Genomic DNA, 21515 nt, shown 5'->3' on the forward strand with positions numbered 1-21515 from the left:
AAAACACCGCAAGACATAGTCTTGCGGTGCCGCCTTCATGGAGATTACGTTTATTTAGTAGCCTCCTACAAATGCAGTTCCCACAATGATCAAGAGGATAAATAACACAACAATCAAAGCGAAAGAAGTTCCGTAACCTGACATTTTGTGCACCTCCTTGCGAGATTGCTTCAGCAAATGCTGCAAAACTGTGGCGGACAGGGTCCCGCAGAGACGGTCAGCAGCTTAGAAGCCGCCAACAAACGCAGTCCCTACGATAATTAATAGAATAAACAATACAACGATTAAAGCGAAAGAACTGATGCCGCCGTAACCGCCGCCGTTAGAGTATCCTGACATAAGGTTTCACCTCCCTATGAAGGATACTATAAGATATGCTGAACCGATCCATTTGGCAGGGATAATAGTGGACAAGAGAAAAAATGAAGAATTCGGCTATATGAAGGTGATATAAAAAAATAGCGGGCGCTGCCGCCCGCTATTTATGTACGATTAAGAGATCAGCACGCCCGCGAAAAATTCCTGGTATAACGCTTGAACGGCTTTTCTTTCTTCGGCTTCTTTTACGCCAAACATCATGCTCACTTCAGAAGACCCCTGATTGATCATTTCGATATTCACCTGTGCCTCTGATAATGCTTTGGCGGCTCTTGCCGTTGTACCGACATTGTGGCGCATCGCTTCCCCTACAACCATAATCAGGGCGAGATGATGCTCGACGATGACTTCATCGGCATGCAAATCCTCTTCGATCCGTTTGATGACGCTGCGTTCAGTGGCGGCATCCATTTGCCCCTGCCGTAAAATGATTGTCATGTCATCGATTCCCGATGGAACATGCTCATACGTCAAACCATGCTCCTCCAGGATTTGAAGGGCTCTGCGGCCAAAACCGATTTCTCTGTTCATGAGATACTTGCTGATATAAATGCTGCAAAAACCGGTGTCGCTGGCAATGCCGACGACAGGCCCGTTTGTGTTATCCCGCTTGCTGACGACGCGGGTGCCTTTGGCTGAGGGGTTGTTCGTATTTTTGATCTGAACAGGAATCCCCGCTCTGAATGCCGGAATGAGCGCTTCATCATGAAACACTGAAAAGCCCGCGTAGGACAGCTCCCGCATCTCTCTATATGTCAGCTCGCTGATTTCCTTTGGATTCTCAACGAAGGACGGATTGACAGAATACACAGCGTCCACGTCTGTAAAGTTTTCGTACAAATCGGCTTGTAGTCCGTTGGCAAGAATCGAACCGGTAATATCAGAACCGCTCCGTGAGAATGTGATCACATCGCCATCCTTGCTGAATCCGAAAAAACCGGGAAAAATGATGAGTCCGTCACGTTCCCGAAGACGATAGAGGTTTTGATAGGATTCAGGAAGAACTTGCGCGTTGCCGGGTTCATTTGTCACAAAGAGGCCGGCATCCTTCGGGTTTACATATTCCGCTTTGACGCCTTTATAACGGAAGTAAGCGGCGATCAGTTTGGCATTGTTATCCTCTCCGCTGGCCTTGACTGCGTCAAGGTATTGTTCGGGATTGCTTTTGTCTCCTTCTAAAAGCGTAAACAGATCATCTCTGATTTTTTCGATAATGCTTTGCCCCAGCTGAAGCTCATTGGCGATGAGAGCGTACCGTTCCACAACAGCTTCCGCCAGTTCAGGTGCGCTGCCTGTTGCCAAATATTGTTCTGCACATGCGATTAAGAGATCAGTCACTTTCGTATCCTCGGCATAGCGTTTTCCCGGAGCTGAAACGACTACAGCTTTCCGTGCCGGATCTGAGGTAACGATGTGAAACACCTTGTCAAGCTGGGCGCCTGAAGCAAGTGAGCTGCCTCCGAATTTAACGACCTTCATGTTTACATCTCCTAATGTTTAAAATTTTCACACAAATTTAGTATTTATTATCTCTCTTTCAGTACTGTAAATCAAGGGGGAATTTCTTTCTCAGGAGAACATTTGTATTTTTCACGAGGAATAATGTTAGGTTTGCTGACCGTATGCCTGCGTTATAAAGATAAATATGGTAAACAGCCTAACGTTTTGGGATGGAAAATGGTTAGAATGATTAGTAAAATTGATAAATGACTAGGTTAATATTTTTAAAGAATATTGACTAACCCTATAAAAATGGTAATATGTAAATGATAATGATAATCAATTACTATATGGCCATATTGTTTTGAGTCCTTGCGGAGTAGGAGATACGTTCTTTTTGCTGTAAGGATGTAAGGAGGCAGCATGAAGCTACGTTACTTATTTATTCTACTTATCATATTAGCAGTCACATCTGTATTTATCGGTGTAGAAGATCTGTCGCCGCTTGATCTCTTCGATTTAAGCAAACAAGAGGCGTCAACGCTGTTTGCAAGCCGTATGCCGCGATTGATCAGCATTGTCATCGCGGGATTAAGCATGAGCATCTGCGGTTTGATTATGCAGCAGATCAGCAGAAATAAATTCGTGTCACCGACGACGGCGGGCACGATGGATTGGGCGAGGCTCGGCATTTTAATTTCCTTGCTGCTGTTTACATCCGCCAGTCCTTTAATCAAAATGCTGGTCGCGTTTGTCTTTGCCCTTGCAGGAAATTTTCTGTTTATGAAAATCCTTGAAAGAATCAAGTTTAACGACACCATCTTTATTCCGCTTGTCGGTTTAATGCTCGGGAATATCGTCAGTTCAATCGCGACATTTATCGCATATAAATATGACTTGATCCAGAATGTGTCATCATGGCTGCAGGGAGACTTCTCTTTAGTCGTGAAAGGAAGATACGAGCTTCTTTATCTGAGTATTCCGCTCGTCATCATTGCCTATGTGTATGCGGATAAATTCACATTGGCCGGTATGGGTGAAAGCTTTTCTGTCAACCTCGGCCTCAAGTACAAACGGGTTGTGAACATCGGGCTCATTATCGTGTCCCTGATCACGTCCCTTGTCATTTTGACTGTCGGTATGCTGCCGTTTCTCGGTTTAATCATCCCGAATATTGTATCGATTTACAGAGGAGACAATCTGAAGAGCAGCCTGCCGCATACTGCGCTGTTGGGAGCGGTGTTTGTGCTGTTTTGCGATATACTGGGCAGAATCATTATCTTCCCTTATGAAATCTCGATTGGCCTGATGGTCGGAATCATCGGCAGCGGCATTTTCCTGTTTATGCTGTTAAGGAGAAAAGCCTATGCGTAACCAGATGAAAATAGCTTTGCTCGTTGGTTTAGCCATTGTATGTATTGGCTTGTTTTTGTTTTATGACTTAGGCAATTGGGATTACACCCTGCCGAGACGAATCAAAAAAGTCGCTGCCATTGTGCTGACTGGGGGAGCGATTGCGTTTTCGACCATGATCTTTCAAACGATTACGAACAACCGCATCCTGACGCCGAGCATTTTGGGCCTTGATTCTCTCTACATGCTGATTCAGACTGGCATTATCTTTTTGTTCGGTTCTGCGAATATGGTCATCATGAATAAAAACATCAACTTTATCATCTCTGTTCTGCTGATGATACTGTTTTCTCTTGTTTTGTATCAGATCATGTTCAAGGGTGAGGGGAGAAATATCTTTTTCCTTCTGCTTATCGGAATCGTGTTTGGCACGCTGTTCAGCAGCCTGTCTTCTTTTATGCAGATGCTGATTGATCCGAACGAGTTCCAAGTTGTGCAGGACAAGATGTTTGCCAGCTTTAACAATATCAATACGGATTTGTTATGGCTCGCGTTCATCATCTTCCTGCTGACAGGCGTTTATGTCTGGCGTTTTACAAAATTTTTCGATGTGCTGTCGCTCGGACGCGAGCACGCCGTGAATTTGGGCATTGACTACGATAAAGTGGTGAAGCAGATGCTGATCGTGGTTGCGATTTTGGTTTCTGTTTCAACAGCGCTAGTCGGGCCGATTATGTTTTTAGGCCTTCTGGTCGTCAACCTGGCGAGAGAATTCCTGAAAACATATAAGCATTCATACTTAATCGCAGGCTCCGTTTTCATCAGCATCATTGCGCTGGTCGGAGGGCAGTTTGTGGTTGAGAAAGTGTTTACCTTCTCAACGACGCTGAGCGTCATTATTAATTTTGCCGGCGGGATTTATTTTATCTACTTGCTGTTAAAGGAGAATAAATCATGGTAGAGGTCAGAAATGTAAGCAAACAATATGGCGGGAAAGTTGTTCTTGAAGAGACGTCAGTCACGATTCAAAAGGGCAAAATTACCTCGTTTATCGGTCCTAACGGCGCCGGCAAAAGTACGCTGCTGTCTATCATGAGCCGCCTGATCAAAAAGGATTCCGGCGAGATTTACATAGACGGACAAGAGATTGGAGCATGTGACAGCAAAGAGCTTGCCAAGAAAATGAGCATTTTGAAGCAGGCGAACCAAATCAATATCAGGCTCACGATCAAAGACCTCGTCAGTTTTGGCAGGTTTCCGTACTCACAGGGCCGGCTGACAGAGGAAGACTGGGTTCATATCAACCAGGCGCTTAGCTATATGAAGCTGGAAGACATTCAAGACAAATACTTGGATCAGCTGAGCGGCGGACAGTGCCAAAGGGCATTTATCGCCATGGTCATTGCCCAGGACACAGATTATATCTTTCTGGATGAGCCCCTGAACAATCTGGATATGAAACACTCAGTTGAAATTATGAAACTGCTGAAACGGCTGGTAGAGGAGCTTGGAAAAACGATCGTGGTCGTCATTCACGATATCAATTTTGCTTCAGTCTATTCTGACTATATCGTCGCTTTGAAAAACGGCCGAATCGTTAAAGAAGGACCGCCTGAAGAAATGATAGAAACGTCAGTGCTTGAGGAAATCTACGATATGACCATCCCGATTCAGACGATTGATAATCAAAGAATAGGTGTCTATTTTTCTTAATATATAGAAGAGGTGAAGAGCATGAAAAAGTTCGCATTACTATTCATCGCTTTGGTGACGGCAGTTGTGATTTCTGCATGCGGAAACCAAAGCACAAGCAGCAAAGGTTCTGATTCTAAGGAAGAACAAATCACGGTGAAACACCAGCTGGACAAAAACGGAACAAAAGTACCGAAGAGCCCTAAAAAAGTTGTCGTATTTGACTTTGGAAGCTTAGATACATTAGATAAACTTGGACTTGATGATAAAGTAGCGGGACTGCCGAAACAAGCCCTTCCTAAATATCTGTCCAAATTCAAGGATGACAAATATGCTGACGTCGGCAGCTTAAAAGAGCCAGACTTCGAGAAAGTGGCAGATTTAGACCCTGACTTGATCATTATCTCAGGAAGACAATCTGAGTCTTACAAAGAATTCTCTGAAATTGCGCCGACAATTTACCTTGGCGTAGACACAGCGAAGTATATGGAATCATTTAAGTCTGACGCAGAAACAATCGGTAAGATCTTCGATAAAGAAGATGAAGTGAAGGATGAACTCGCAAAAATCGATCATTCAATCGCAGATGTAAAGAAAACGGCTGAAAAGCTTAACAAAAACGGTCTCGTCATCATGGCGAACGACGGGAAGATCAGCGCATTCGGTCCTAAATCAAGATACGGCCTGATCCATGACGTGTTCGGCGTGACACCGGCTGATCAAAACATCAAAGCGTCTACTCACGGACAAAGCGTTTCTTACGAGTACATTTCAAAAACAAACCCGGATTACCTGTTTGTCATTGACCGCGGTACAGCGATCGGTGAAACATCATCTACTAAACAAGTCGTTGAAAATGATTATGTGAAAAATGTAAACGCAGTGAAAAATGATCATGTCGTCTACCTTGATTCTGCTACTTGGTACTTATCAGGAGGCGGTCTTGAGTCTATGGCACAAATGATCAAAGAAGTGAAAGACGGTTTAGAAAAGTAAAACCAAAAAGAGCCTCCGCTAAATAGCGGGGCTCTTTTTGGTTAATCAGCGTGCCGGCTGCTGTTCGGCAGGGCGCTGGGGTTTCTTTAATGTGAATGAGAGAAGGAAGCCGACAAGTGCAATGACGGCAGCCACAATAAAAGCGGCGTTCATGCCGTGCAGGGCGGCGTGCTTTACATTTGTCGTGCCTGCATGTGCCGCCTGGTTGCTCATCACGGAAACCAATAGTGCGGTTCCGATCGAGCCGCCGACTTGGCGAATCGTGTTGTTCATCGCAGTTCCGTGCGGAATCAAGTGGCGCGGCAGCGCGTTGATTCCGGCTGTTGTCACCGGCATCATGATCATGGCGGTGCCTAAGAGACGAACGGTGTATAAAACGACAATCCAAGCGAGTGACGTATGGTCAGTCAGTTGCATAAACGGCAGAGATGTCAGGAAGATGATGCAGAAACCGGCAATCGCCAGCCCTCTTCCGCCGACACGGTCAAAAATTCTGCCGATAATCGGTGACATAAAGCCCATCACAACGGCTCCCGGAAGGAGCATAAGCCCTGTATCAAAAGCTGTGACGTCTCTGACATTTTGTGTATAAAGCGGCAGGATGGTTTCCGTACCGATCAATAATGCAAAGACGAGGGTTCCCAGCAGTGTTGTTAAACTGAAAATGCCAAACGTGAAGACGCGGAATTCCAGCATCGGTTTTTCAAGCTTCATTTGTCTTGTGATAAACAAGAGCAGCGCGATGACACCCACCAGCAGTGAAATCAAGACGGTTGAACTGGACCAGCCGTAAGAGCCGACGCTTGAGAAGCCGTACAGAAGGCCGCCGAACCCAAATGTTGAAAGGATGACTGATAAAATATCAATCTGTGTTTTTCTTAAAGTCGTCACGTTTTTCATCAGGATGCTGGCAAGAATCAAATCAATCACAGCAAACGGAAGAATAATATAAAACAATGATCTCCAAGAGAAAGCTTCGACAGCCCATCCGGAAAGAGTCGGTCCGATCGCAGGCGCGAATGAGATGACCAATCCGACCATACCCATAGCCTGGCCGCGTTTTTCAATCGGAAAGATTGTCAGGAATACAGTCTGCATGAGCGGCATCATAATGCCGGCTCCGGCCGCTTGAATGATACGCGCTGTCAGCAGAACCGGGAAGTTCGGCGCGAACGCTCCGACGACTGTTCCGGCAGTGAAAATGCTCATTGCTGTGATGAGCAGCGCCCGGCTTGTGAATTTCTCAATTAAAAACGCGGTAATCGGAATTAAAATCCCGTTGGTTAACATAAATGATGTGGTCAGCCATTGTGCTTGGTTGGCATCGACATTGAAATCCCTCATGATATGGGGAAGTGCGGTAATCAACAATGTCTGGTTCAAAATCGCCACAAACGCTCCGGCTAACAAAATGCCGACAATGACAGAACGGTTAAAAGGTTTTTGTTCAATACTTGTGTTCAATACATATCCCTTCTTTTCTCTAAGTAATTAACAGTGTTTTTAACATGGAAACGGGCTGTGTTAAAACACTGGTTTGTTCCAGATAGCCAATCAGTGATTTGAGTAAAAAAGCGCGGGGTTCTTCCTTCTTCGCTTCTTCCTCCAGCATGGCGGCTGCGGATGTCAGTTCATCTACGTCATAGTCCGCGGCGGACAGGGAAGAGATGCCTTTATGTAATTCCTTCAGGCTTTCCGATAATAGGACTGATTTATCCTTTGGCTTGTAGGAGGATGCTGAATGAATATAAAGCTCGATGGCTTCGGGCGGAAGAAGAGACTGGCGGGTTTCCCTGTTTTTGATAATCTGATTGAGGGTGCTGATGATAAACTCTGCGATCGGGTCAAGCTCAAGCGGTTTTTCCTCGATTTTGATCAGCATTAAAAACTCACGCATCATGCCGTGAAGAATGATAACCAAATCCCACACAAACGGGAGAATGGTTTCTCCATACGCCTGGATCAGCGAATCGCGGTGCCAGCAGATAATCGTCGATCTGGTCTGATGGATATGCTGTTTGACCCGGTCATTATGCAGCTTGGGGTTTCCGTAGGTCAGCATATTGAAAAACTGCTGATTCCGCCTGAAGCCCTCCAGTTCCATTTTGACCTTTTGCGTCAAACGCTCCTCCGGTGTAAGTGCGGTATTTTCCTGAAGTCTTGAGGCTGCGGCCACCATTTGCTTCTGGTTAAATGACAGCAGCTCCAAAAGCAGATCTTCTTTAGATTGGAACAGCTTATATATCGAAGCTTTTGACATCTTACATTCTTCTGCGATCGCCTGCATGGAAACCGACGTAAAATCCTTTTCCGAAAAAAGCTTTCGCGCGGCTAACAAGATATCTGTTTTTTTATCAAGCATCTCATGGCTTCCTTCTTTCTTGAACATTAGAAAACCCATTGGTTCACAGAAAACCAATGAGTAACTATGAAAAAATTTTACCAAATAAACAAAATAGAAGTCAATGGATTTTAACCGGGTAAATGAAAGGCCTGCCGGAAAATCCGACAGGCCGAATAAGAGCTTATTTTTCAACTTTAAATCCTTGTTTTTCAAGCATTTCACGGATGTGCGGATAGTACAGGCGCTCATAGTAGGAAGCGATGCTCTGTGACCAATTTCTTGTTTCTTTTCCGTTTGTCCGTTTATTCATGTATTCAGACATCTGTTCGTCGTATGCCTGAATGTGAGACGTCAGCTCATCCTGATTCAAATAAGTTTCCTGATGATTGACAGCTTCCTGCGGCAAGCGCGGTTTTTTCGCTGAACGGTCGGCAGGATGCCCAATGACAAGGCCGGATAAAGGGAACACGTATTTTGGAAGCTCAAGCAGTTCGATCAGCTCTTGAGGGTTTCCGCGAACCGCACCGATCGGAACTGTGCCAAGTCCGAGTGACTCAGCCGCTGCTGTTGCTGTGCCGAGGGCAATACCAGCGTCTACTGCGCCGACAAGAACAGATTCCAATCCATTTGTGATTTCCATTTTGAAATCATGCAGATCTTCAAGCGCAATTTTGGCCCGATTGAAATCTGCGCAGAACAGCAGGAAAACAGGAGCTTGATCGATCCATGGCTGGCCGCCTGCCAGCTCGGAGATTTTCTTTTTGCGCTCTTTATCCTGGACTGTGATCACAGTCACTTGCTGTCCGTTGATAGAAGAAGGGGCTGATTGCACCGCTTCAATGATTTGGTCCAATTGCTCCTGAGCTACAGGCTCATCTGTGTAGCTGCGAATCGAGCGGTGGTCTTTTAAAGATTTAATCACTTCATTCATATGGGACACCCTTTCTTTACTCGCTAAGCTCTGTGCGGACAACATCAAGAGGGGCGCTCAGCAGTTCTTTTCCTTTTGCGACAAACCCTTGGAAATGCGCAGTTTCGTTATGGAATTTCATTGCCGCTTCATCTTTCCATTTTTCAAGCATGACAAATGTATTTTCTTCGCCTACTTTTTCGAATAGGTCGTATTGCGCGTTGCCTTCCTCAGCTCTTGAATGCTGAACAAGTGATTGAGCCTCGCTCAAAAATTCCTCGCGTTTTTCTGGTTTTACTTTGATGTAAGCTTGTAATACGATCATTTAAATCTCCTCCGTTGTTATGCGAATTTATTGTTCGAATTTCATCGAACTAAATGTAACATGTATTCTAAATGAGGTAAAGGAAAAACCCTTATATAGTAAAATTGTCATTCTAATTGTTGTGTGATACATTTGTGTCATGAACATTCCAAACCATCCAGAAACAGAAACATTGCAGCTGACAAAGGTTCTTCATGCACTTAGTGATCCGCTTCGTTTAGAGCTCGTCAAGCAATTAGCTGAAGCAAAAGAAAAAACGTGCAGCACCTGTGCAGATGTGCAGGTTGCCAAATCGACTTTGTCGCATCATTTTAAAGTTTTGAGAGAATCGGGCATCGCTCAAGTTCGGATAGAAGGAAAGCGCCGGTATTATTCGCTTCGCGCTGAAGACCTTGAAAAGGCATTTCCGGGCCTGCTTGAAGCCGTGCTGAATGTAGACCAGGACCGCTGGTGAATCAATCCCCTGTAACGGGGATTTTTTTATGTCCGTTAACCGCTTTGAAAAGCCGCTGCACACCCTCCTGAATATCTTCTTCCTTCAGCCGTGCAAAGCCGATAATGAGAGCTGGCCTGCCCGTTTGCCGCTTGTCTTCCTTCAAGTTAAATCGGCTCATTCCGAATATTTCAAGCTGCAGCCCGGCAGCATGTGACAGGATGTCTTGTTCGGTGCGCCTGGTATCAAATTCGGTAACAAAATGCAGCCCCGCATTTGCCCCTTTTACGGTAACCTCTCCGCTGAACTCTGCTTCTAAAGCGGTGATCAGGCGTTCTCTCTTTTCTTTATAATGCTGCTTCATTTTTTTTATATGCTTCTGATATTCACCAGACTCGATAAATTCCTGCAGGGTGAGCTGTGTAAGTGATGAGCAAGTCTGCAGATCATAGCCCCGCTGTTTGTATGTCCTCAACAGCTCAGGCGGCAACACCATATAGCTGATCCGCAAGCCGGGGAGAAGGGACTTTGAAAAGGTTCCCATATAGATGACATTTTGAAAACGGTCGAGGCTTTGCAACGCCGGAATACTGTCTACATCATATGTGAATTCACTATCATAATCGTCCTCAATGATATATCGGCGCGGCTCCTCGGCTACCCAGTTCAGCAGCTGAATTCTTCTGGATACAGGCATAATCGTTCCGGACGGAAACTGATGTGACGGGGTGGTCACCAGTACATCTGGCTGCTGTCTGGTGATTTCAGCAATCGACATGCCCTTTTCATCCAGCATGATCGTCTTGACTTGTTTTCCGGCATTCTTCAAAAGCTGATACATGCGCCTGTAGCCAGGCTCCTCCATCGCATACACGGCTTCCTTGGGTAAAAGCTCAGTCAACAGCTGCATGAGCACCTGTGTGCCTGCCCCTATGATCATTTGTTCTGGCCTGCATTTTACACCCCTCGTCAGGGAAATGAGCCTGGTAATGGCCGCTCTCACTTCATATATCCCTTGCGGATGTGACATATCGCCGAGCGTGCGGTATGAGCGGGAGGCCGCTTTTTGCTCGCAGCGGAACCAGCTTTTGATCGAAAAATGGTCTGTATCGGAACTCATGTGTGAAAACGATATCCAATCGCTCTGGTCGATGTGAATCTCTTTTAGATCATCCGGCAGTGCAAATGGAGGGTGCTCCTCGGCGGAAAACATGTCTAGTTCCTCCACGAAGAAACCCTTTCGTTCAATGGCGTACAAATACCCTTCAGCCAGCAGCTGCTGATAGGCTGAATTCACTGAATTTACGCTGACCTTGAGATTTTCAGCCAGCTCCCGCTTGGAGGGAACCTTCGAGTGAGGCAGCAGATTGCGGCTGAGGATTTCTTTTTTCAGCTTTTGATAAATTTGCTGATAGATATAATCGGCTTGTTCTGAACGATCGAGTGTAATCGTGATATCCATTTTGTAGTTTCTCCTTCTGATACCATCAAAAAGTTATAATTGGTACTTTTCATCATACCAAAGAGAAGTCAGAATGATAAGAAAATACCGACAGGGGGATATTCACATGAGTCAAACAACAGCAAGCATCACAACTGCACAATGGCAGCAAAAACGGGATCAATTTGTGTCAAAAGGTGTGAGCAACGGCAACCGCAGTCTGGCGGTCAAAGGAGAAGGGGCCGAGCTGTACGATCTGGATGGCCGGAGATTTATTGATTTTGCAGGCGCCATCGGCACGTTAAATGTCGGACACTCGCATCCGAAGGTGGTTGAGGCTGTGAAGCGGCAGGCGGAGGAGCTGATTCATCCTGGTTTTAATGTCATGATGTACCCGACTTATATCGAATTAGCAGAAAAACTGTGCGGCATCGCGCCGGGCAGCCATGAGAAAAAAGCGATTTTTCTTAACTCAGGGGCAGAAGCGGTCGAAAACGCTGTGAAAATCGCCAGAAAGTATACAAAGCGCCAAGGCGTTGTCTCGTTTACACGCGGGTTTCACGGGCGCACGAATATGACGATGAGCATGACAAGCAAGGTAAAACCTTATAAATTCGGTTTCGGGCCTTTTGCGCCAGAGGTTTATCAAGCGCCGTTCCCTTATTATTATCAGAAGCCGGCCGGCATGAGTGATGAAAGCTATGACGATATGGTCATTCAAGCATTCAATGATTTCTTTATCGCTTCAGTGGCGCCTGAAACGGTGGCGTGTGTCGTGATGGAGCCAGTGCAGGGAGAAGGCGGATTTATTATTCCTTCGAAACGGTTCGTACAGCACGTCGCTTCATTCTGCAAAGAACACGGCATTGTTTTTGTTGCTGATGAAATCCAAACCGGCTTTGCCAGAACTGGCACTTATTTCGCAATTGAGCACTTTGATGTAGTGCCCGATCTGATCACGGTTTCTAAATCGCTTGCGGCAGGCCTGCCATTAAGCGGTGTGATCGGGCGTGCGGAAATGCTTGATGCGGCAGCGCCAGGGGAGCTGGGCGGCACGTATGCCGGCAGCCCGCTCGGCTGCGCGGCGGCTTTGGCAGTCTTGGATATTATCGAAGAAGAAGGACTGAATGAGCGATCTGAAGAAATTGGCAAAATCATTGAAGACAAGGCGTATGAGTGGAAACAAGAATTCCCGTTCATCGGTGACATCCGCAGACTCGGGGCGATGGCCGCAATCGAAATCGTCAAGGATCCTGACACGCGTGAGCCTGATAAGACAAAAGCAGCAGCGATCGCGGCCTATGCGAATCAAAACGGATTACTTTTGCTGACAGCGGGAATTAACGGTAATATCATCCGCTTTTTGACACCGCTCGTCATCTCAGACAGCCTATTAAATGAAGGGCTCAGCATCTTGGAGGCGGGCCTGCGAGCTTAATCATTGGAAAGAAAATGGCCGGGTCTGCTATCATTTTAAGTAATCATGAAAAGAAAGGAATGTTCAATATGCCAGATCAATTAACGGTCTACAACCCGGCTACGGGCGAGGAGATCAAAACGATTCCTCAGCAATCAGCCACAGAGGTAGAAGAAGCCATTGAACGTTCACATCAAGCGTTTAAAACGTGGTCTAAAACATCAGCGAACGAAAGAACGTCTCTTTTGAAAAAATGGTATGAGCTGATTGTTGAACATAAAGAAGAGCTTGCAGATTTAATTACAAAGGAAAACGGAAAACCATACCAGGAAGCAGTCGGCGAGGTACTTTACGGCGCAGGCTATATCGAATGGTTCGCAGAGGAAGCGAAGCGTGTGTACGGAAGAACGGTCCCGGCCCCGACAACGGGTAAACGAATTGTTGTCACACGCCAGCCGGTCGGCCCCGTTGCAGCTATCACGCCCTGGAATTTTCCGAATGCGATGATTACACGCAAAGCGGCGCCTGCTCTTGCCGCCGGCTGTACATTTATCATCAAGCCGGCGCCGGACACACCGCTGTCTGCTTATGAACTGGCGCGCCTCGCATATGAAGCGGGCATTCCGAAGGATGTTCTTCAGGTTGTAATCGGCGATGGAGAAGAAATCGGAAATGTGTTCACAAGCAGTCCGAAAATCCGCAAAATCACCTTCACAGGCTCAACACCTGTAGGGAAAATCCTTATGAAAAACAGCGCGGACACCGTGAAGCACGTCTCAATGGAACTCGGCGGACATGCCCCGCTGATCGTAGATGAAGATGCGGACATTGACCTTGCCGTTGAACAGGCGATGGCGTCCAAATACCGAAACGCCGGCCAAACCTGCGTATGTGCCAACCGCCTGATCGTTCATGAATCCATTAAAGATGAATTTGCTGCGAAACTGAGCGAGCAAGTGTCTAAGCTGAAAGTCGGAAATGGACTTGAGGAAGGCGTCAATGTCGGCCCGATCATTAACAAACGAGGCTTCGAAAAAATCGTCAGCCAAATTGATGATGCGGTTGAAAAAGGCGCGAAAGTGATTGCTGGGGGCACATATGACCGAAACGATGACAAAGGGTGCTACTTTGTGAATCCGACAGTGCTCACCGATGTCGATACGTCCATGAACATCATGCATGAGGAAACATTCGGCCCGGTCGCCCCGATCGTCACGTTTTCTGATATTGATGAAGCGATTCAGCTTGCCAACGATACACCGTATGGCTTGGCTGCTTACTTCTTCACAGAAAACTACCGCCGCGGCATCTATATTTCCGAGAATCTAGAGTATGGCATTATCGGCTGGAATGACGGCGGACCGTCAGCGGTTCAAGCGCCATTCGGCGGAATGAAAGAAAGCGGCATTGGCCGTGAAGGCGGTTCAGAAGGCATCGAGCCGTACCTTGAAACAAAATATTTGTCCATCGGTTTATAAATATATGTTATAAAAGCGTGAATGGAAAAAGAAAACAAAAGCCTTTGTCGTAAAGGGAATGACCCCCGTTTTTGAGACAGGGATTAAAACAATTTTTAAACAGCCAATTGTCGATAGTTTATCGGTGATTGGTTGTTTAGTTTGGATACGTATATTGTTATAATAATGAATGTATTCTATGACAGTGCGTTCTACGATGGCGGTCGTAGTTTGATCAATGCTGTTAAGATAGAACGTTTCAGACTTTAGTGAGGAATGAAACGATTCGATGGAGGCATTATCAGCGGGCGTCCCTTTGCGGGTCATGGTAATGCCTTTTGTTTTAACAGCTTTTTGATACTCGTAAGATGTATAGACAGAACCTTGGTCACTATGTAACACGCAGTTCTCAGGCAGTGTTGGTAGCTGATCAAGTGTGTCTAAGACAAAGGCTGTGTCCTGCTTTTCCCCATTCGTAAAAGCAATCACTTCTCCATTGTATAAATCTAATATACTGGAAAGGTACAATTGTTTCTGTCCATAAGGCAAATATGTGATGTCCGTTACTAGTTTTTCAAGAGGGCGATCAGAGTGAAAGTTCCGATCCAATATATTATCGACCATGGCATATAGCTGCCCATCCTTCTTGCGCTTTTTCACCTTAACCTGGCACTGCCATTGATTGTTCTGCATAATACGTTGAACCGTTTTATGGTTAATACACATTCTCTTTTTTAGTATGGCTGTGATTTTTCGATATCCATATCGATACTTGTGCTCTCGGCACAACGTGCCGATTTGTTTTTCCAAATGGCGCTTGGGATGATCCTTCATCAGATTCTTCTTCCAACGATAATAAGGCGCTAGAGAGATACCTAAATGAATACAGATATCCTGCACGATCATTGTGCTGTGCAATATTTCTACAATTTCGACTGACGTTTCGCTATCAACTTCCTTTCCAATTCGTTGTACTTTTTTAAAACTTCATTCTGTTGTCTCAGGTAACGAATCTCTGCCTGCAGTTTCTCTAATTCGAAAGAATACTCTGGACCTTTTCCGTAAGTGTATTGCTTTCCAACAGGCTGTTCGAATCGATGTGTATCCCCAGTCTTATGCCATCTAACCCATGTCTGAACCTATGTCTTATTCTTAATATTCAACTCCTGCATGATCTCTTTCATAGGTACGCCTGCCAATCTCATTTCTACAGCCTTCTGTTTCACTTCAAAACTCACTCTTGTCCCAATAGAAAAAACACCTCCAAGTCTAATTTCAGATAACAATTATCCGTATTCAAACTTGAAGGTGTTTTTATTTGTCTCATCTTATGGGGTCAGTCCCTAAAAATCAAAGGTTTTTGATTAATTTGTTTTCATGTTTAATATGGAATAACAAAGGTTTAAATAAAGACACAAGGAAATTATCTTTATTTAAACAATGCTTCTAAGACAACAGAAATTGATTGTCATAACTTAAGGTACCCATCTTGAGTTTGAGACGTATACAATTTATTGTAATATGAGCTTGATTTGATTAGCTCTTTATGTGATCCAATGTCAGTTATTTTACCATCTTTCATGACTATTACTTTGTCAACTAAAGTACATACATTTAGACGATGAGTAAGTATAATAATGGTTTTATCTTTGTCTTCTTTAAACAAATTCTTATAAATTTTATTTTCTGATATGGGATCTATTGCGGAGGTGGGTTCATCCATAACCATTAAATTAGAATCCCGATAATATAATCTAGCTAAAGCAACTTTTTGCCATTGTCCACCAGATAAATCAATTCCCTCTTCAAAAGAAGGATCAAGCACCGTTTTTAGTTTTAACGGTAATTTTTTTGCAAATTCATTAACTAAGCTTCTTTCTAAAGAATAAGTTAAATCAGGATCTCTTTTCCCCATATCCCCTAAATATATATTTTCCTCAAGAGAGTATGGATATTCTATAAAGTCCTGAGCTAACCAGCCTATTTGCTTTCGTATTGTGTCTTGATTATATTCTTGTATTTCTCTACTGTCATAATATATACTCCCATCATAATTATCATAAAGCCCTATTAAACATTTAATTAAAGTGGTTTTGCCAGACCCATTAAATCCAACAACTGCAACTTTTTCTCCTTTTAATATTTCTAAATTGACATGTTTTAAAGAGTAGGATTCTGAGTTAGAGTATCTAAAACTTAAATCTTTTACACGAATACTATGTTCTAATTTATCGAAATTAATTTTCTTAGTGCCAGTCGATTCTTCCTCTTCTTTATTTAATATATTGAAATATAGAGGAAGGTAAATTATAGTTTGATGCAAGTTTGTTAAAGAACCGACTATCTGATGGGAAAAGCCTTGGAATTGTGATATTGCTTGAATTAGCAACATAAATGTTCCAATGGGTATATTAGGCCAATTTGAAATAATGAAAATAATAAGAATAACCAATTGCAAAATTTGAGTACCAATCATTAAAATTTGAACTAGAAATTCCCGTTTATTGTTAAGCCTCCGTTCAGGATTTACTGCTTTCCAGTAATATTTACTCCACTTGTTTATTAAATAATCACCAACTTGAAACATTTTTATTTGAACAACTGATTCTCTGTTTTTTAACAGATCCCAAATTGTATCTTTTTTTCTTTTTATTTCACTAGTTTTATTCAAAATGGCTAGTTCTTCTTTATTATACAACCTTGACATAAGAAAATTAATGACGCTGATAATTACTAATAAAGTAACGATCGACCAGTGCAAATTCTTAAGAATTACAATTAATCCAGTTATGGATAAAATACCTTTAAATAGCTCTATAATATCAATTAATAAACGAGTCCCCATCAAAGGGATTATTTGGGAAACTTGTAGGATATCATTATATATTGTGGAATTATCTAAAGTGGAAGTCTTAATCTTACCTACTTTATTAATTAATTTTAATTCAAAATGGTACGTAAATTTGTAATCTAAATTATTTTCGATGATGCTATTGATCAAAGAAAGTATCTGAATACTAATATATAAGATTGCTTGAAAAAACAATAACCATATAATTTTTGAAAAATCAGTTGACTTTGAAATATTATTGCCTATCTCCTCAGTCACTGTAAGTGAATAGATAGGGAGTATAGAAAGCATAACAGAAAACAAAAGAAGAATAATCAAATTGATTTTTGATATATGAAAATAAATTTTAATAACTTTAAAAACGTTTCTAAACATTTTTAACCTCTTTAAAATAAACTCTTAATTTAAATTTGTTAATGTGGAATTAATAAGTGAAATTATAAATAAAAAAGAAAGACTATAAAAGTCTTTCTTTTTTATTTATGCTTTGACGCAAGGTTTGGCTGAACATTTAGGAGAAGCTACAATTACAGATTCCCCTTTTTTGCAACCCCAAACTTCAGTATAACGGTAATATGAAGCACCTACTAGATGGTTACATTTTGAGAAGTTATAAACACATCTATTTTTTGTTTTACATGCCATTGTATTCACCCCCTTTCAGTTGAAAATGTCCAAGTTGCTAAATCACGTAAGACATCAATATTCCCATGATACGTACCTAACGATCGACCTTCATAATCGATAGCCATAATTAATGGAAATTGATTGAATTTCAATTGTTCAAGAGTATCAACAGAGCTAATATAGTGAGTTATTTCTGATAATTCTTCGATTGTACTAAAATGTCTTTTTCTATCTTTATCAGGAATAACATTAGCTTCTGGAGGCATAAATGATAATACAACTATATTTTTATTTATGTTTCTTAAGTCATAAATAGAAAGATCTTCTAGCAACTCTTGACATTCACTACAGCCGACTGCAGTTAATAGCAGAAAGCTATCTTGTAAGGTGTTTGAAGCAATTATAGTTTTTTTGTGATTTACAGGATTAATAATTGTGAATTCGGGAAGAATATCTCCTTTTTTGATTCCTTGATCTGCTACCTCTTGAAGTTCTATTTTTTTCTTAAGTGATAACCCAGTTTCACTTTTTTGTAATAGATTAGTAATCTTCCACATGAAATACAAAATTATAACTAATAAAAGCATTATTATAAGATTAAAAATTAATTCAATCTGCATTTAAATCCCACTTTTCATTTAATAAATTATGAATGTTACGAGCAATAATAAGACCTGTAAATAAAAAAATGATTCCTAGTTCTAGTAAGATGAAATTGTATACATTTACTGTATTTGTTCCGGTCGGAATAATAAGTATAGCGAAAGATAAGAGCATTAAGCTTAAATTTCTGAGAATGGTTTTTTTTCCAATAAAACTGCTCCCCAGAACTCCTCCACAACTACATTTTATAATATTTTTTTTCTTTAAATTAAATGAAATCAATATTGTAAATACTAACAGGAGAATTGATATTCCAAGTGCCCCAATCCATCTCGTTGATTGAAAAAATAATAATAATGATAAAATTAACTCTGCTGTAATGACAAATATAGAGAAAATTAAAATGACTCGCGGATTATTAACCTTAGTAAAGGAAAATACTGTTTTTTTAAAATCTGTGAACTTTATTATCTTTGAAAAACTCGTACTAATAAATATATTTGCTAAGAGTATACGAAAAATTAAGGAGATACTTATCATCCTCTAACAAGCCTCTTTTCAAAAAAATTTGACTTATATATAAATTGAACATATTAAATAAGGTAACTATTTCCTCCAAAAGATATAATACCATTAGACGGATATACTTACAATATATTTCATTATTTTTCATGTAAATATCATTAAATGATGATTTGCTAGTCTCTTTTCAAAATTATTTCGGGGATTTGTTACTAACTATTAGCTTTTTCCAGGTGTACCTATATTTATTATTGAAACGTTATTTTTGAATAAATTCCAGTTGCTTAGCTTTTACATGAATTGTTAAAGATGATTAAAAAATTTGTTTTCTTAGAGAATAATCACAACAATTCCAGCCAAAATAACAGCAAATACATTTTGAAAGAAGGTTCCCCAACAATGGATTTATTATTGGCTCTTCTCCCGGCTTTGTTTTGGGGGAGCATTGTTCTCTTCAATGTGAAATTAGGCGGCGGGCCGTACAGCCAGACACTGGGAACGACGATCGGGGCACTCATTGTTTCTATCGTTATTTACTTTTTTGTTCAGCCCGTTCTGTCCCTTCGCATTTTTATTGTTGGAATCGTATCCGGCTTATTTTGGTCACTTGGACAGGCCAACCAGCTGAAAAGCATTCAATTGATGGGCGTGTCGAAAACAATGCCGATTTCCACAGGAATGCAGCTCGTTTCCACCTCGCTGTTCGGTGTGATCGTGTTCCGCGAATGGTCAACACCGATTGCGATTACGCTTGGCGTTCTCGCTTTGATCTTTATCATTGTAGGAATCATTCTCACGTCCTTGGAAGATAAGAATGATAAAAAAGAGGGCGAGCCAAGCAATTTGAAAAAGGGCATTTTGATTCTCCTTGTTTCGACTCTTGGTTATTTGGTTTATGTAGTAGTGGCTAGATTATTCAATGTGTCCGGCTGGTCCGCGTTGCTGCCACAGGCAATTGGTATGGTGGTCGGGGGGTTAGTTTTAACCTATAGACACAAACCCTTTAACAAGTATGCGATCAGAAATATTCTCCCAGGGTTAATCTGGGCAGGCGGAAATATGTTTTTGTTTATTTCTCAGCCGCGAGTCGGCGTTGCAACGAGCTTTTCCCTTTCACAAATGGGAATTGTCATTTCTACGCTCGGCGGTATTTTCATCCTGCGTGAAAAGAAAACGAAACGCCAGCTAATAGCAATTGCGATCGGGATTATCCTGATTATTGCCGCCGCCGTATTCTTAGGAATCGCCAAAACAAATTCATAACAAATGGAGGAGGATGTATATGTATCCGGATTTAAAAGGAAAAGTCGTCGCTATTACAGGAGCTGCTTCAGGGCTCGGAAAGGCGATGGCCATTCGCTTCGGCAAGGAGCAGGCAAAAGTGGTTATCAACTATTATAGTAATAAACAAGATCCAAACGAGGTAAAAGAAGAGGTCATCAAGGCGGGCGGTGAAGCTGTTGTCGTCCAAGGAGATGTCACGAAAGAGGAAGATGTAAAAAATATCGTGCAAACGGCAATTAAGGAGTTCGGCACACTCGATATTATGATTAATAATGCCGGTCTTGAAAATCCTGTACCATCTCACGAAATGCCGCTCAAGGATTGGGATAAAGTCATCGGCACGAACTTAACGGGTGCCTTTTTAGGAAGCCGTGAAGCGATTAAATATTTCGTAGAAAACGATATCAAGGGAAATGTCATTAACATGTCCAGTGTGCACGAAGTGATTCCTTGGCCGTTATTTGTCCACTATGCGGCAAGTAAAGGCGGGATAAAGCTGATGACAGAAACATTAGCGTTGGAATACGCGCCGAAGGGCATTCGCGTCAATAATATTGGGCCAGGTGCGATCAACACGCCAATCAATGCTGAAAAATTCGCTGACCCTAAACAGAAAGCTGATGTAGAAAGCATGATTCCAATGGGATATATCGGCGAACCGGAGGAGATCGCCGCAGTAGCAGCCTGGCTTGCTTCGAAGGAAGCCAGCTACGTCACAGGCATCACGTTATTCGCGGACGGTGGTATGACACAATATCCTTCATTCCAGGCAGGACGCGGTTAAACAAAAAAAGCGACCCAGACATCACATCTGGATCGCTTTTTTATTACGCACGCTTTTTCTTAACAAGTGCTGCTACAGATAAAATAATGGCAGCCGCAGACAGCACAATCGCTGTAATGTCTAGAGCTGAAGAACCTGAGTTTTCGGAATCGTCTTCTGTTTTCGTGGCGCCGTGCTCATCTGTCACTTGTTTTGCAGACGTGATGTTTGTAATGGAATGAGGTGTATCGGCATCCTCGTCACCTGTCCACTCAACAATGCTGCCGTCTTTGTAATATTGGTATGCGTCCCAAGCGGCTTCCTCCGCTTTGTCAGGGTTTTTGGCAACAAAGGTAAACTGCTGGAACTGTCCTTCCTGAATCCCTCCGTCAGTCGCCTCCCATGTCACGGAGACTGATTTGTCATCATGTTTTTGAGTGGAAACCTTCCAGCCCGGAATTGGCTCATATTGCTGGAATTCAACATCCTTCGGCATTTTGAGGACTACCTTCGTTGTCGGCAGATTTTTCTCAGAAGGGACCTTCATTGTATACGTTTCCCAAGAGCCTGCAGCAGACTCAGCCGGTTTTACAGAAACGTGCGCGCTGGCAGGGGCCGTAAAGAATAAGAGGGAGCCGACAATAGCCGGACATAGTGTCAATGCGATTTTTTTCAACAA

The 21515-nt window shown here is 42.7% G+C and carries 20 protein-coding genes and 1 pseudogene; 9 read left to right on the forward strand and 12 right to left on the reverse strand.

Going from position 1 to position 21515, the window contains the following annotated elements; translation table 11 throughout:
* Positions 1-54 precede the first annotated feature (54 nt).
* The 3 genes from NST79_RS02220 to NST79_RS02230 form a co-directional block, all read right to left on the reverse strand.
* Complete coding sequence (locus tag NST79_RS02220) at positions 55-144, reverse strand: YjcZ family sporulation protein (protein ID WP_015482794.1); 90 nt, start codon at positions 142-144, stop codon at positions 55-57.
* An 81-nt stretch (positions 145-225) separates the two neighbouring features.
* Positions 226-339, reverse strand: coding sequence for a YjcZ family sporulation protein (locus NST79_RS02225; RefSeq protein ID WP_003234495.1), 114 nt, complete (start codon positions 337-339; stop codon positions 226-228).
* Positions 340-492: 153 nt separating this feature from the next.
* A complete protein-coding gene (locus tag NST79_RS02230) occupies positions 493-1857 on the reverse strand; it encodes an aspartate kinase (protein ID WP_212059765.1) in 1365 nt (454 codons plus the stop codon).
* 384 nt (positions 1858-2241) lie between these two features.
* On the opposite strand from NST79_RS02230, the gene yclN reads away from it, so the two are divergent.
* Genes yclN through yclQ form a run of 4 tightly spaced genes read left to right on the forward strand, consistent with a single transcriptional unit; the run spans position 2242 to position 5859 of the window.
* Entirely contained in the window at positions 2242-3192 is a 951-nt protein-coding gene (gene yclN, locus NST79_RS02235) for a petrobactin ABC transporter permease YclN (RefSeq protein WP_087960839.1), read from the forward strand.
* Positions 3185-4132, forward strand: coding sequence for a petrobactin ABC transporter permease YclO (gene yclO, locus NST79_RS02240; RefSeq protein WP_003246705.1), 948 nt, complete (start codon positions 3185-3187; stop codon positions 4130-4132). The genes yclN and yclO overlap by 8 nt, the downstream gene beginning before the upstream one ends.
* Positions 4126-4884 carry an ABC transporter ATP-binding protein gene (gene yclP, locus NST79_RS02245; protein WP_212059767.1) on the forward strand — a complete coding sequence of 253 codons (759 nt, stop codon included), beginning with the start codon at positions 4126-4128 and terminating at the stop codon, positions 4882-4884. The genes yclO and yclP overlap by 7 nt, the downstream gene beginning before the upstream one ends.
* A 21-nt stretch (positions 4885-4905) precedes the next feature.
* Positions 4906-5859, forward strand: a complete 954-nt coding sequence (gene yclQ, locus NST79_RS02250; RefSeq protein WP_212059769.1) for a siderophore ABC transporter substrate-binding protein — start codon at positions 4906-4908, stop codon at positions 5857-5859.
* 45 nt (positions 5860-5904) lie between these two features.
* Here the strand turns inward: yclQ and NST79_RS02255 are convergent, their stop codons facing one another.
* The 4 genes from NST79_RS02255 to NST79_RS02270 all read right to left on the reverse strand — a co-directional run bounded on the left by NST79_RS02255 (position 5905) and on the right by NST79_RS02270 (position 9438).
* Positions 5905-7323, reverse strand: a complete 1419-nt coding sequence (locus tag NST79_RS02255) for an MDR family MFS transporter (RefSeq protein ID WP_003234482.1) — start codon at positions 7321-7323, stop codon at positions 5905-5907.
* 19 nt (positions 7324-7342) lie between these two features.
* Positions 7343-8221 carry a TetR/AcrR family transcriptional regulator gene (locus tag NST79_RS02260; RefSeq protein WP_014478837.1) on the reverse strand — a complete coding sequence of 293 codons (879 nt, stop codon included), beginning with the start codon at positions 8219-8221 and terminating at the stop codon, positions 7343-7345.
* Positions 8222-8384: 163 nt separating this feature from the next.
* Positions 8385-9134 carry an oxygen-insensitive NADPH nitroreductase gene (gene nfsA / locus NST79_RS02265; RefSeq protein ID WP_014475811.1) on the reverse strand — a complete coding sequence of 250 codons (750 nt, stop codon included), beginning with the start codon at positions 9132-9134 and terminating at the stop codon, positions 8385-8387.
* A 16-nt stretch (positions 9135-9150) separates the two neighbouring features.
* The gene (locus NST79_RS02270) at positions 9151-9438 is read right to left on the reverse strand and encodes a putative quinol monooxygenase (RefSeq protein ID WP_003234477.1); all 288 of its coding nucleotides are present in this window, start codon (positions 9436-9438) and stop codon (positions 9151-9153) included.
* A 139-nt stretch (positions 9439-9577) separates the two neighbouring features.
* On the opposite strand from NST79_RS02270, the gene NST79_RS02275 reads away from it, so the two are divergent.
* Positions 9578-9892, forward strand: coding sequence for a metalloregulator ArsR/SmtB family transcription factor (locus NST79_RS02275; RefSeq protein ID WP_003234476.1), 315 nt, complete (start codon positions 9578-9580; stop codon positions 9890-9892).
* Between the two features lies 1 nt (position 9893).
* Here NST79_RS02275 and gabR read toward each other — a convergent pair whose 3' ends face one another.
* Positions 9894-11333, reverse strand: a complete 1440-nt coding sequence (gabR, locus tag NST79_RS02280) for a PLP-dependent aminotransferase family protein (RefSeq protein WP_212059771.1) — start codon at positions 11331-11333, stop codon at positions 9894-9896.
* Between the two features lie 106 nt (positions 11334-11439).
* Here gabR and gabT point away from each other — a divergent pair, with 106 nt between their 5' ends.
* Together gabT and gabD are read left to right on the forward strand one after the other, a co-directional pair.
* Positions 11440-12750: a 4-aminobutyrate--2-oxoglutarate transaminase gene (gene gabT / locus NST79_RS02285; protein WP_003234459.1), complete on the forward strand. Its 1311-nt coding sequence runs from the start codon at positions 11440-11442 to the stop codon at positions 12748-12750.
* 68 nt (positions 12751-12818) lie between these two features.
* Positions 12819-14207 carry a succinate-semialdehyde dehydrogenase gene (gene gabD, locus NST79_RS02290; protein WP_003246615.1) on the forward strand — a complete coding sequence of 463 codons (1389 nt, stop codon included), beginning with the start codon at positions 12819-12821 and terminating at the stop codon, positions 14205-14207.
* 95 nt (positions 14208-14302) lie between these two features.
* Here the strand turns inward: gabD and NST79_RS02295 are convergent.
* The 3 genes and pseudogenes from NST79_RS02295 to NST79_RS02305 form a co-directional block, all read right to left on the reverse strand.
* Positions 14303-15436, reverse strand: a pseudogene (locus tag NST79_RS02295) (IS3 family transposase).
* 218 nt (positions 15437-15654) lie between these two features.
* The gene (locus NST79_RS02300; protein ID WP_339225799.1) at positions 15655-17412 is read right to left on the reverse strand and encodes an ABC transporter ATP-binding protein; all 1758 of its coding nucleotides are present in this window, start codon (positions 17410-17412) and stop codon (positions 15655-15657) included.
* A gap of 275 nt (positions 17413-17687) precedes the next feature.
* The gene (locus NST79_RS02305; RefSeq protein ID WP_212060051.1) at positions 17688-18284 is read right to left on the reverse strand and encodes a hypothetical protein; all 597 of its coding nucleotides are present in this window, start codon (positions 18282-18284) and stop codon (positions 17688-17690) included.
* A 904-nt stretch (positions 18285-19188) separates the two neighbouring features.
* Here NST79_RS02305 and glcU point away from each other — a divergent pair.
* Positions 19189-20052, forward strand: a complete 864-nt coding sequence (glcU, locus tag NST79_RS02310) for a glucose uptake protein GlcU (RefSeq protein WP_003234455.1) — start codon at positions 19189-19191, stop codon at positions 20050-20052.
* A 19-nt stretch (positions 20053-20071) separates the two neighbouring features.
* Positions 20072-20857 (forward strand): glucose 1-dehydrogenase, encoded by a 786-nt coding sequence (gene gdh, locus NST79_RS02315; RefSeq protein WP_003246720.1) that lies wholly within the window; start codon positions 20072-20074, stop codon positions 20855-20857.
* A 43-nt stretch (positions 20858-20900) separates the two neighbouring features.
* Here gdh and NST79_RS02320 read toward each other — a convergent pair whose 3' ends face one another.
* Positions 20901-21515 carry a DUF1775 domain-containing protein gene (locus tag NST79_RS02320; RefSeq protein WP_014475816.1) on the reverse strand — a complete coding sequence of 205 codons (615 nt, stop codon included), beginning with the start codon at positions 21513-21515 and terminating at the stop codon, positions 20901-20903.

Source organism: Bacillus sp. PS196 (assembly GCF_037963555.1).
In the GTDB taxonomy this organism is placed as follows: Bacteria; Bacillota; Bacilli; order Bacillales; family Bacillaceae; genus Bacillus; species Bacillus subtilis.

Bases quoted from the DNA above. Each gene is read 5' to 3' on its own strand.
- NST79_RS02220 (WP_015482794.1), bottom strand. From the start codon at position 144: ATGTCAGGTTACGGAACTTCTTTCGCTTTGATTGTTGTGTTATTTATC.
- NST79_RS02225 (WP_003234495.1), bottom strand. From the start codon at position 339: ATGTCAGGATACTCTAACGGCGGCGGTTACGGCGGCATCAGTTCTTTC.
- NST79_RS02230 (WP_212059765.1), bottom strand. From the start codon at position 1,857: ATGAAGGTCGTTAAATTCGGAGGCAGCTCACTTGCTTCAGGCGCCCAG.
- yclN (WP_087960839.1), top strand. From the start codon at position 2,242: ATGAAGCTACGTTACTTATTTATTCTACTTATCATATTAGCAGTCACA.
- yclO (WP_003246705.1), top strand. From the start codon at position 3,185: ATGCGTAACCAGATGAAAATAGCTTTGCTCGTTGGTTTAGCCATTGTA.
- yclP (WP_212059767.1), top strand. From the start codon at position 4,126: ATGGTAGAGGTCAGAAATGTAAGCAAACAATATGGCGGGAAAGTTGTT.
- yclQ (WP_212059769.1), top strand. From the start codon at position 4,906: ATGAAAAAGTTCGCATTACTATTCATCGCTTTGGTGACGGCAGTTGTG.
- NST79_RS02260 (WP_014478837.1), bottom strand. From the start codon at position 8,221: ATGCTTGATAAAAAAACAGATATCTTGTTAGCCGCGCGAAAGCTTTTT.
- nfsA (WP_014475811.1), bottom strand. From the start codon at position 9,134: ATGAATGAAGTGATTAAATCTTTAAAAGACCACCGCTCGATTCGCAGC.
- NST79_RS02270 (WP_003234477.1), bottom strand. From the start codon at position 9,438: ATGATCGTATTACAAGCTTACATCAAAGTAAAACCAGAAAAACGCGAG.
- NST79_RS02275 (WP_003234476.1), top strand. From the start codon at position 9,578: ATGAACATTCCAAACCATCCAGAAACAGAAACATTGCAGCTGACAAAG.
- gabR (WP_212059771.1), bottom strand. From the start codon at position 11,333: ATGGATATCACGATTACACTCGATCGTTCAGAACAAGCCGATTATATC.
- gabT (WP_003234459.1), top strand. From the start codon at position 11,440: ATGAGTCAAACAACAGCAAGCATCACAACTGCACAATGGCAGCAAAAA.
- gabD (WP_003246615.1), top strand. From the start codon at position 12,819: ATGCCAGATCAATTAACGGTCTACAACCCGGCTACGGGCGAGGAGATC.
- NST79_RS02300 (WP_339225799.1), bottom strand. From the start codon at position 17,412: ATGTTTAGAAACGTTTTTAAAGTTATTAAAATTTATTTTCATATATCA.
- NST79_RS02305 (WP_212060051.1), bottom strand. From the start codon at position 18,284: ATGCAGATTGAATTAATTTTTAATCTTATAATAATGCTTTTATTAGTT.
- glcU (WP_003234455.1), top strand. From the start codon at position 19,189: ATGGATTTATTATTGGCTCTTCTCCCGGCTTTGTTTTGGGGGAGCATT.
- gdh (WP_003246720.1), top strand. From the start codon at position 20,072: ATGTATCCGGATTTAAAAGGAAAAGTCGTCGCTATTACAGGAGCTGCT.